Annotated in this window: 6 protein-coding genes and 1 pseudogene (1 of these 7 cut by a window edge); 4 read left to right on the forward strand and 3 right to left on the reverse strand. The window is 60.2% G+C overall.

The genetic code is table 11. The features are described 5' to 3' along the window. Together EOB49_RS10760 and EOB49_RS10765 are read right to left on the reverse strand one after the other, a co-directional pair. A pseudogene (locus tag EOB49_RS10760) lies at positions 1-1,681 on the reverse strand (thiamine pyrophosphate-dependent enzyme); the annotation flags it as partial. Positions 1,682-1,787: 106 nt separating this feature from the next. Continuing rightward, the gene (locus tag EOB49_RS10765) at positions 1,788-2,798 is read right to left on the reverse strand and encodes an ATP-dependent DNA ligase (protein WP_127380949.1); all 1,011 of its coding nucleotides are present in this window, start codon (positions 2,796-2,798) and stop codon (positions 1,788-1,790) included. A gap of 253 nt (positions 2,799-3,051) precedes the next feature. Here EOB49_RS10765 and EOB49_RS10770 point away from each other — a divergent pair, with 253 nt between their 5' ends. The 3 genes from EOB49_RS10770 (at position 3,052) to EOB49_RS10780 (ending at position 5,777) form a co-directional block, all read left to right on the forward strand. Next, entirely contained in the window at positions 3,052-3,675 is a 624-nt protein-coding gene (locus tag EOB49_RS10770; RefSeq protein ID WP_245472628.1) for a LysE family translocator, read from the forward strand. Positions 3,676-3,908: 233 nt separating this feature from the next. Continuing rightward, on the forward strand, positions 3,909-5,201 hold the full coding sequence (locus EOB49_RS10775) for an Nramp family divalent metal transporter (protein WP_127380950.1): 1,293 nt from the start codon (positions 3,909-3,911) through the stop codon (positions 5,199-5,201). Positions 5,202-5,288: 87 nt separating this feature from the next. Further along, complete coding sequence (locus tag EOB49_RS10780; protein ID WP_127380951.1) at positions 5,289-5,777, forward strand: hypothetical protein; 489 nt, start codon at positions 5,289-5,291, stop codon at positions 5,775-5,777. Positions 5,778-5,858: 81 nt separating this feature from the next. Here the strand turns inward: EOB49_RS10780 and EOB49_RS10785 are convergent, their stop codons facing one another. Then, the gene (locus tag EOB49_RS10785; protein ID WP_127380952.1) at positions 5,859-7,970 is read right to left on the reverse strand and encodes a catalase; all 2,112 of its coding nucleotides are present in this window, start codon (positions 7,968-7,970) and stop codon (positions 5,859-5,861) included. 291 nt (positions 7,971-8,261) lie between these two features. On the opposite strand from EOB49_RS10785, the gene EOB49_RS10790 reads away from it, so the two are divergent. Next, positions 8,262-8,365 carry the 5' end (the start) of a sigma-70 family RNA polymerase sigma factor gene (locus EOB49_RS10790; protein WP_127380953.1) on the forward strand. Its footprint extends 508 nt past the window's final position, so the window shows 104 of its 612 coding nt (coding positions 1-104); it begins with the start codon at positions 8,262-8,264; its stop codon lies off the right edge, out of view.

Genomic DNA, 8,365 nt, shown 5'->3' on the forward strand with positions numbered 1-8,365 from the left:
GTCCGCGGCAGGGCCTGGCGGAAGTTCTTGGCGTAGTCTGCCGGCATTTTGGGCGGCATCAGCGGCTCATACGCATCTACCAGCGCTTCGATCACGACTGGGCCTTGCGTGGCGAAAGCCTGGTCGAGAACCATCTCGATCTGATCGGCCCGCTCGATGCGAAAACCCTTTGCGCCCATTGCTTCCGCCGCCATGGCAAAATCGATCGGCTGCAATTCGCAACCAAATTGCGGATTCCCCAGAAACATCATCTGCTCCCAGGCGATCTGATTGAGCATGTTGTTCTTGATCACCAGAACCTTCAGCGGGATCTTGTAGCGCACCGCCGTCGAGAATTCGCCGAGCTGCATGGCAAAGCCGCCATCGCCGACGATGGCGGCAATCGGTCGACCGGGAAACGCTATGCCGGCAGCGATGGCGTAGGCGAGACCGCAAGCCATCGACGCCAGCGATCCGGACACTCCAAATGCCTGGCCGCTGCGAAGATCGACATGGCGGGCGGCCAGCTCCGTGTTCTGACCGGAATCCGTGGCCAGGACCGTGTCGTCGGCCAATCTTTGTCCGAACGCCCGGGCAATCGCCTGTGGCTTCAAGGGTTGCGCCTGCACGTCTTCCGACTGCCGCATCATCTCGCGCCATTTTCTCATTGTCTCCTGGGAACGGCGCAGGAATTCATCGGAGGGCTTCTGCGTCAGACGTTGGTTGAGCGCGCGCAATGTCTCGGTCGCGTCGCCGACAAGGCCGGCCTCGACCGGAAAGCGCAAGCCGATCCGCTGCGCATCGCAGTCGATCTGGACGCCACGGGCCTGCCCGGGCTGCGGGTAGTATTCGATATAGGGAAAGGTCGAACCGACAATCAGCACCGCGTCGCAGCTCTCCATCGCCTCTTGCGAAGCCAGGGTTCCAAGAATGCCGATCCCGCCGGTGGTGTAGGGATGGTCGTCCGGCAGCACCGCCTTGCCCAGCATCGCGACAGGAGCCTGCAGTAGGCGCGCCGTGTGTTCGAGTTCGGCGGCAGCGCCAATAGCGCCTCGCCCGGCAAGGATCGCAACCCGTGAAGCGTCATTGAGAATGGCGGCGGCTTTGTCGAACTCAACGTCCAGCGGTACGCTGTGACCGGCGAACATATCCTGCGGCGTGTGCGCCGGGCGATTGCGCTTGGAGCGCTTCGACGGATCGCTCTCCTGCTCCTGGATGTCGCTGGCAATCGAAAGATGGGCGACGCCCTTGCGCGCCAGCGCGGTTCGGCAGGCAAGGCTGGCGACGTTTTCCATATGCGCGGCGTCGGCGACATGTGCATTGTAAACGGAGACATCGTGGAACACGCGCGTCAGATCGACATCCTGTTGCGTGAACGTCTCGATCAGATCGTGGAACTGCATGCCCGTAATCGCCAGCACCGGAGCTGGTCGAGCTTGGCGTCATAGAGGCCGGTCAGAAGATGTGTTCCGCCGGGACCGGACGTCGCAAGGCACACGCCCAGCTTTCCTGTCAACTTGGCATACGCACATGCCATGAAGGCAGCCGACTCTTCATGCCGGACCTGAACGAAGGCAATCTTGTCGCGCCGCGTCCGCAACGCTTCCATGACGCCGTTTATGCCGTCTCCCGGCAAGCCGAACACCACCTCCACGTCCCAGGCGACGAGCGTATCGATGAGAATTTCTGCTGCATTTGGCATGTCGGGGTAGCTCCGGTGGATGGTGTCCGAACCGGTGAATCCCGAGTTGGTTCCTTCGTCACAATAAATCGTGACAGGTTTCTGGAAGCGATCTTCCAGGAGCGGTCTATTCGATCTGCTCAAACGTGCATTGCCGTGGCGCCTTGTCGGGGCGCCAGCGCAGCAGTTTGGTGCCGTGGCGGAACCGATTGCCGGTAACGCGGTCGAAGCGGACCTCCACCACCAGTTCAGGCTGCAAGGGTGCCCATTGTCCGCTGCGCTCCGTGCTCCAGCGGCTCGGGCCGCCGGGCGCCTTGCCGGTGAATCCGGGCTCTGACCGCAGCCCTTCCAGCCGGCGCGTGAGCGCTCCTCTGTCGGTCCTGGCGATGGTCGACGTGAAGCCGACGTGATCGAGCTTGCCGTCGTCATTGTAGAGGCCGAGGAGCAGCGAGCCAACCTCACGACTGTCCGCGAGATAACGGAAACCGCCGACAACGCAATCGGCGGTGCGCCTCGGCTTTACCTTCACCATCGCACGTTCGCCGCACAGATAATGCTCATCAAGCACTTTGGCCATGATGCCGTCGGTCGATCCATGGCCGGAGCCGTGTAGCCATCGAGCCGCCGTGGCTGCATCATAAGTGCACTTCGACAGGCGAAGATCTGGACTGTTCGAGGAGGTCACGAAGTCCTCGATCGCTCGCCGCCTTTCCACAAGTGGCTTGCCCGTGATGACCTCGCCGCCCGGCCTGGCAAGCATGTCGAAGAGGATCAGACTGGCAGGCGTCTGCGAACTCAGTTTGCGGATTCTGCTTTGTGCCGGGTGAAGGCGCATCTGCAGCGCCTCGAAGGAAAGCTCACCGTCAATATCAATGACAATCTCGCCGTCGATGACGAAGTGCCCGCACTTGAGGTCACGCAAAATGTCCGTGATTTCTGGAAAATAGCGGCCGAGCGGCTTGCCGGATTTGGCGCGCAGGTCAACGGTGTCGTCGCTCTTGAAAGCCAGGCAGCGAAACCCGTCCCATTTGGGCTCGTACTGCCAGCGGTTTCCATCCCGGGGGATTTCATCGGCAAGCTTGGCCTCCATCGGAGACGTGTCCAGCGGGAGCGGGAAGGCGTTTATTGGTTCATGCACGGGTAGGCCTCCAAAACCGGTTCAGGAACGGCTCCGGCTTTTTTCAACTTCCAGGACTGGCACCGCGTTCCATCTGACGGTTCATGCCTGGTTCTTCGCGATGGGACATTTTCATTTGCCGCGGAACCCGGATGACGGCTGGCCGCTTTGATGTCATCGGCAGCGCTAACGGAGATGCCCCATCGATCCCTCATTGTGGATAGCTTTTGTCGGAACCGTCATTCTCATGCAGGTGCCGCCAGGTCCCGACAGCATGCTGGTGATGGCCCGCGGCATCGGACAGGGGCGCGACGTGGCGCTGTTCACGGTGCTCGGCATGACGCTGGGCGCCGGACTTGTGCAGCTTCCGCTGATTGCATTCGGCCTGTCCTCGCTTGTCCACGCCTCGCCCCTGGCGTTCAATCTGCTTCGATGGGCCGGGGCGGCCTACATCGTCTGGCTGGGTGTCCGGCTGCTGCTTTCATCCTCGGCAACCATTCCCACAGGTGACCTCAAGGCCCTGCGGCCGCTCGCCGCCGCCCGGGAAGGAATGATCGCCAATCTGAGCAATCCCTGGCCTTTGATGTTCATGGTTGCGTTCCTGCCGCAGTTTGTCGATCCGCACAGGGGCTCCGTCACGTTGCAGCTGGTGCTGCTTGGCGCAACACAGAAGCCTTGGCATCGGGCGCGGCCGGGGCATGGGTCATGCGGCACCCTCGCGCAAGGCTTTGGCAGCAGCGGCTCGCCGGCTCTCTCATCATCGGCCTCGGCTTACGGATGGCGATCGGCGGCGGTACGAGCCGCTGACCAAGCGGATGAACGGGCTGGGCCGAACACTCGACTTTGGCGCCGCGGGATTTTCTTTCGGGGAAAGTTTTGTGCCAAGTCGCCTGAATGACAGGCTCCGACACCCTTCTTCAGTGGAGCGGAGCATTCGCTTGGATGTTCGGCTCCGCCGCAAGAACCCGCATCGGATGAAACGCCGTCGCGGGCCGGGACTGTGTCCAGGAACAAAAAGACTGACCAGAGGTTCGAATTCGATCTCATGCAGCTTGAAACGGCTGCTTCATCGGCATCCGATTGGAAGTTCGTCATGATTTGTTGCGTGGCCCCGGTAAAGACGCGCCTTCAATGAACAAGCCACCTGATGCGGGCCAAAGGGCAAGCGGCCAAAAAAAAGGCGGCGTCGTTCGGGCTCTCGGGCTTGGTCTGATCACCGGGGCGGCCGATGACGACTGCTCGGCCATCGGTACCTACGCGAGCGCCGGAGCCCGGTTCGGGCCCGACCTGCTGTGGACGGCACCTGTCACGCTGCCGATGATGTATGTCGTCGTCTATCTTTCATCCAAACTTGGCCAGGTTTCGGGTCGCGGGCTTTTCAAGGTCATATCGGACTTCTATCCGCGCTGGCTGCTATGGTCCGTGCTGGTGGGCGTGCTGATTGGCAACACGATCGAGGCAGCCGCCGATCTTGGCGCCATGTCGGCGGCCATCGTGCTGTTCGTTCCTCTGCCTGCTCCCTTGGTCGTCATTGCCGTTGCGGTCGTCATTTTTGCCCTGCAGGTGTTCGGATCGTATAAATTGATCCGAAATGTGTTCCGGTGGCTGGCTCTGGCTCTGCTCGCCTATGTGGTCTCCGCGGTGCTTGCCAAACCGGATGCAGCCTCCGTTCTGCGTGGCACGCTGTTGCCAAAAATCGAGTTCAGCCGAGAATACCTGTCCATCCTCGTCGCCATCGTCGGGACCACGCTCTCCGCATACCTTTACACATGGCAGTCCAATCAGGAGGTGGAGGAGGAGATCGCCAAGGGTCGAACGAGCCTCGAAGAGCGCAAAGGCGCCACCGAGGGCGAGCTGCGCCGATCCCGCCGCGATATCCTGATCGGCATGACGTTTTCCAATCTGATCATGTATTTCATCATCCTTTCGACAGGGTCGACGCTCTACAAGGCCGGGCAGACGCAGATCGAGACAGCGGCACAGGCGGCCGAAGCGCTGCGGCCGCTTGCTGGCGACGCTGCCGGCATTCTCTTTGCGGCCGGTGTAATTGGCGTCGGCTTTCTGGCCGTGCCGATCATGACCGCTGGCGCTGCTTTCGATTTCGCCCAGGCGATGGGATGGAAGAATAGCTTGCATGCCAAACCCCGGCAGGCTCCCAAATTCTACATCGTGATCGGGGTCATAACGCTGGTGGCGGTGGGCCTCAATTTCTTCGGCTTCAACCCGATGAAAGCTCTCGTCTGGTCCGGCATCGTGCAAGGATTTTCAACGCCGCCGCTGCTGCTTCTCATCCTCATCATGACCAACAATCGCAAGATCATGGGCGACAAGGTGAACAGCACAAGCACGAACATTCTGGGCGGCGTGACGACCCTGGCGATCTTTGCAGCGTCGGCGGGACTGGTGGCAAGCTGGTTCCTGTAGCTCGCCGGGCGGGAAGGATGTTCAGGCGCGGTGGAACATCGGCGGTCAATTGTCGTTGAGACGCTTGTGGGAGAAAGGAGGTTGTCCATGTCGAAGTTGCAGGCCGCCACTCCGGATCGTCTAAGACAACTCAGGCTTGAGGCGTCGGCCCATTTCGCTCCGTTAATGCTGCACGAGGCTTTGCTGCGTCTTTCCCATGCCTGTGGGAGTGAAAGTCTTGAGCGGTTCGAGAAAGCCATGGTCAATCGCATCGAAGAAGCAAAAGACGATCGTGCGGACTTCGAAACTATTAAGGAATTAGCGATCGAGCAGTTATATTCCTTGATTCGAGACGCGAACGATTCGCCAAAAAAGAAACAGCCGCTGGAGAACATAGAAAGTCGCAGAACGCCCGGCCGCTCCGAAGAACCCCAAACACTCGAGGATCAGTTACAGGCAGGATTGGAAGATTCTTTTCCGGCCAGCGATCCGCCTGCGGTCGTATCCACAGCAATTCCGGGTGGAGCGAAGAAGCTGGTCGGAACCGACGAAGTTTTGAAAAAGCAGCGAGAACAAGCAGCTAGAAAGAGCAGCTAATCATAGGGCGCCGTGCCAGAAGGCTAGGAGGCGAACCACCCAGATTGCGGCAGCCGGCATCGCTTGCCGGCTGTTATCGCGTCAAAGCTTTACAGCCGCCTCCCTTGCCCAGAGCCGCAGTTTGCGGCACGACTGCACAAATGTCTCGACCGAGGCTGCCGTATCCAATGCTATCAGCCCCTCATCGGCATCGGGAGCGACGCCTGCTTTGGCCAGGAGCGGCTCGGCCCCCGGGGTGAAGCCGATGAACTTGCAGTGCGCAAACGCGTCAGACACGAAATCCTTCGCAGCGGCCTCCTTGGCCAGCAACTCGGCGCCCGCCTCGGAGAGGAGCAGCACCACCGCGTCGAACAACACGGACGGACCGCCGTCGATCATGTGCCTTGCCTCGATGTGAGTGCCGTCGGCGGCTTCGACGCCGCCCACCTTGGGCGCAACCACCTCCATCACCGCGCCTTCCGCTTCGATGGCGGAACGAAGTTCCTCGAACAGCGCGACATCGGCTCCATCGCTAAGCATGACACCGACTTTGCGGCCTTCGAAACTATTGGGTCCATTTTGGATGATGCTAAGCGCCGGCGACGGCGGCAAGTCATCGCGCGGCAGAACGGCGGCTTCGGCAGGTTGGGGCATGTCACGGATGCCGAGCTTATCGGCGACCGTGGTCGCCAGCGTTTCATCGATGTTCAACAAATGCGAAACCATGCGCTCGCGGATCGCCGGCGCCTGGACCTTGCTCAGTTCAAACGTCAGCGCCATCGCGATGTGACGCTGCTCCGGTGGTGTCTGGCTGTTGAAGAATTGCCGGGCCTGGCTGTAGTGATCGGCGAAGCTCTCCGCGCGCAGACGTACTTTCTGCCCTTCTTCGGCATCGGCGAAAGAACGGAAGCCACGCTGCGGATCCTCGCGCGGTCCCAGTCCCCATGAGTTCGGCTCATAGTTGGCACGACCGGCCGGGTTGCGCATGGCCATGTGCCCGTCCTGTTGAAAATGGGCGAACGGGCACTTCGGCGCGTTGATCGGCAGATGGGTAAAGTTCGGGCTGCCCAGCCGTTTCAATTGGGTATCGAGATAAGAGAAGTTGCGGCCTTGCAGTAGCGGATCGTTGGAGAAATCGATTCCGGGCGGCACATTCTGCGTCATGAACGCCACCTGCTCGGTCTCGGCGAAGAAATTGTCCGGCATCCGGTCGAGCACCAGCCGACCGACCGGAATTGGTTCGAGGATCTCCTCCGGAATGATCTTCGTTGCATCCAGGATATCGAAGTCGAAACTGTCGGCAAATGCCTGATCGAACAGTTGCACCGTCAACTCCCATTCCGGGAAATTGCCGGCCTGTATGGCCTCCCACAAATCGCGGCGATGGAAGTCGGGATCGGCACCATTGATCTTGACCGCCTCGTTCCAGACCACCGATTGCATGCCGAGCTTCGGTTTCCAGATGAATTTGACGAAGGTGGATTCGTCCTTCGCGTTGACGAGGCGGAATGTGTGCACACCAAAGCCTTGCATGAAGCGGAAGGAACGCGGGATCGCGCGATCCGACATGATCCACATCACCATGTGCATCGATTCCGGCATCAGGCTGATGAAGTCCCAGAAATTGTCGTGCGCCGTCTGTGCCTGCGGAAAGGCGCGGTCGGGCTCCTGTTTGGCGGCGTGGATCAGATCGGGAAACTTGATGGCGTCCTGGATGAAGAAGACCGGGATGTTGTTGCCGACGAGATCCCAATTGCCCTCCTTGGTGTAGAGCTTGACCGCGAAGCCGCGCACGTCGCGGGCGAGATCGAACGAGCCCTTGTTGCCGGCAACCGTCGAGAAACGAACGAATGCCGGCGTCTTTTCACCAACTCGCTGGAAAATGTCGGCACGTGTGTATTTGGCAAGTGACTCGTAGGTCTCGAAATAACCATGCGCGCCGTAGCCGCGGGCATGAACGACCCTTTCCGGGATGCGTTCGTGGTCGAAGTGGAAAATCTTCTCGCGAAAGTGAAAGTCCTCGATCAGCGATGGTCCGCGCTCGCCGATCCGCAATGTGTTTTGGTCGTCGGAGACAGGCGTTCCGAGCGCCGTCGTGAGCGCAGGCGTGTCGTCCCCCGCGATCTGGTGCAACTCGCCGCCATTTCCGCGCGCGCTATTCTGATCCAGTCCACTTGCCGATTGGCGAGCGGAGGGGCGAGCGGATTTGGCCATGACAGATCCTCGATCGATACCGGAAGGTTAAAGTGGTCAAGCCATCAAACTGCCGGTGAGCAGCTTTGTTCCCGTAAAAAATGGACGCTGGAGACACCGCTGTCGGAGGAGCCGAGACTGCTGCGGCGATGGTGCGCGCCGATCCGATGACAGATAGCTCAACCTGCGCACAATTTATGAAGAGTTGTCTCCAGCACGAGGAACGAACCAAACTTCCATGCATTTAGCTGGGGCTGCGTTCATACACTCTTTCTTCTGGGAGCTGGACCATTGTCATCCGGAGGCTGCCTTTTGGCCGACCAGGAAACCAATGAAGTTTCCATCGTTGACCTGATACCTGCCCTGCGGGCATTTGCGCGCACCATCGCCGCAGCAGTCTCGGCTCCTCCGACAGC

It is taken from the genome of Mesorhizobium sp. M7A.F.Ca.MR.148.00.0.0 (assembly GCF_003997735.1).
GTDB lineage: Bacteria > Pseudomonadota > Alphaproteobacteria > Rhizobiales > Rhizobiaceae > Mesorhizobium.